This window comes from Pseudomonas sp. GW821-FHT05H12 (assembly GCF_059419385.1).
On record NZ_JBWKRS010000086.1, the window covers coordinates 1 to 2,086 of the forward strand.

2 protein-coding genes are annotated in these 2,086 nt (G+C 62.3%); one reads left to right on the forward strand and one right to left on the reverse strand.

The window, feature by feature from the left end:
• Positions 1-97: 97 nt before the first annotated feature.
• Positions 98-580: a GyrI-like domain-containing protein gene (locus AC07SU_RS30855; protein WP_494999265.1), complete on the reverse strand. Its 483-nt coding sequence runs from the start codon at positions 578-580 to the stop codon at positions 98-100.
• Between the two features lie 195 nt (positions 581-775).
• Between AC07SU_RS30855 and alaC the strand changes: the two genes are divergently transcribed.
• Positions 776-1,987 carry an alanine transaminase gene (gene alaC, locus AC07SU_RS30860; protein WP_494999266.1) on the forward strand — a complete coding sequence of 404 codons (1,212 nt, stop codon included), beginning with the start codon at positions 776-778 and terminating at the stop codon, positions 1,985-1,987.
• The last annotated feature ends 99 nt before the right edge of the window (positions 1,988-2,086 follow it).

Sequence of the window (2,086 nt, forward strand, 5' to 3'; positions counted from 1 at the left end):
CCCCCCCCCCCCCCCCCTCCCCCCCCCCCCCCCCCCCCCCCCCCCCCCCCCCCCCCCCCCCCCCCCCCCCCCCCCGCGCTCCTACAACGGCGGAGTGTCAGCCTCTTTCGCCGATCGGCAACCAGATCTCCACGGTGCCGGTGCCTTTGCGTCCATCGAAATCGGCGCTGTAGCGCTCGAAATCCGCGCCCATCACCTTGTAGCCTGAGTGCGGCAGCCACTCGAACATGATGCGTTCGTAGGTTTGCTCAAGTGCCTGCACCGGCCCGTAATGCGGGAAGACGGCGTAGTTGAGCGGCGGAATTTCAATGGACTCGAAGTTGCCTGGCACGTCGCCCTTGGTCGGCACTTCAACGCCGGCCATGTAGTCGAATTCGCCATGCTTGGGGTTATGGCAAACCCCATACGTCACGCCACCCACGCGCTGTTTGATGTCTTTGACGCAGGTGTCGAACAACTCCCACAAGCGCGGGATGTCGCCGATGGTCGCCTTCGAATAACGCCCTTGCACCCCGGCAATCACCAGGGCTTTACCCGCTTCCATGCGTGGCTCCAACGGTTTTTTTGTCTGCTGATCCATACGAACAGTCTCCTTCTTATGAGGGTACAAACCCGTATCGAGTATAGGGGGATATCCGCGCAACACTGCACGCAGAAAATTTTCCTACGCATCTGGACAACTGGCCATCATCGACCGTATTGTCTGCCCCGCAGGCCACCGCAGTGGCCGACGTCGCTCGGACGGTTCCGGGCGCTTACGTATCTCGAGGCAACAATGGCAGACCAAGGTTCGCCGCGCCGCTTTGCGCGCATAGATCGACTCCCCCCTTACGTTTTCAATATCACTGCCGAGCTGAAGATGGCTGCGCGTCGGCGCGGCGAAGACATCATCGACTTGAGCATGGGTAACCCCGACGGCGCCACGCCGCCGCACATTGTCGAAAAACTCGTGCAGGTCGCCCAGCGCGAAGACACCCACGGCTATTCCACTTCCAAAGGCATTCCGCGTCTGCGCCGGGCGATTTCGCGTTGGTACAAAGACCGTTATGAAGTGGACATCGACCCTGAGTCCGAAGCCATCGTGACCATTGGTTCCAAGGAAGGCCTGGCGCATTTGATGCTGGCCACCCTGGACCAGGGCGATACCGTGCTGGTGCCTAACCCGAGCTACCCGATTCACATCTACGGCGCGGTGATTGCCGGCGCCCAGGTGCGCTCGGTGCCACTGGTGCCCGGCGTGGATTTCTTCGCCGAGCTGGAGCGCGCCATTCGTGGCTCGATCCCCAAGCCGAAGATGATGATCCTGGGCTTCCCGTCCAACCCCACCGCGCAGTGCGTGGAGCTGGATTTCTTTGAACGCGTGATCGCCCTGGCCAAGCAGTACGACGTGCTGGTGATCCACGACCTGGCCTATGCCGACATCGTCTACGACGGCTGGAAAGCCCCGTCGATCATGCAGGTGCCGGGCGCCAAGGATATTGCGGTGGAGTTTTTCACCCTGTCCAAGAGCTACAACATGGCAGGCTGGCGCATCGGTTTCATGGTGGGCAACCCGGAACTAGTCAGCGCCCTGGCACGCATCAAGAGCTACCACGACTACGGCACCTTCACGCCGCTGCAAGTCGCCGCCATTGCGGCCCTGGAAGGCGATCAGCAGTGCGTGAAGGACATCGCCGAGCAGTACCGTCAACGCCGCAATGTGCTGGTCAAGGGCCTGCATGAATTGGGCTGGATGGTGGAGAATCCGAAGGCGTCGATGTACGTCTGGGCGAAGATCCCCGAGGCGTATGCCGCCATGGGTTCGCTGGAGTTTGCCAAGAAGCTGCTGCTGGAGGCGAAGGTGTGTGTGTCGCCGGGCATCGGGTTTGGCGAGTATGGGGATGATCATGTGCGCTTCGCGCTGATCGAAAACCAGGACCGGATTCGCCAGGCGGTGCGCGGGATTCGGACGATGTTCCGGACCGATGGCCTGGGTCCTAAAGCCTGACCCAAACTACCTGTAAAAACTCAATCAATGTGGGAGCTGGGGTTGGGGGGGGGGGGGGGGGGGGGGGGGGGGGGGGGGGGGGGGGGGGGGGGAGGAGGG

Coding starts and splice junctions, on each gene's coding strand:
- alaC (WP_494999266.1), top strand. CDS start 776: ATGGCAGACCAAGGTTCGCCGCGCCGCTTTGCGCGCATAGATCGACTC.
- AC07SU_RS30855 (WP_494999265.1), bottom strand. CDS start 580: ATGGATCAGCAGACAAAAAAACCGTTGGAGCCACGCATGGAAGCGGGT.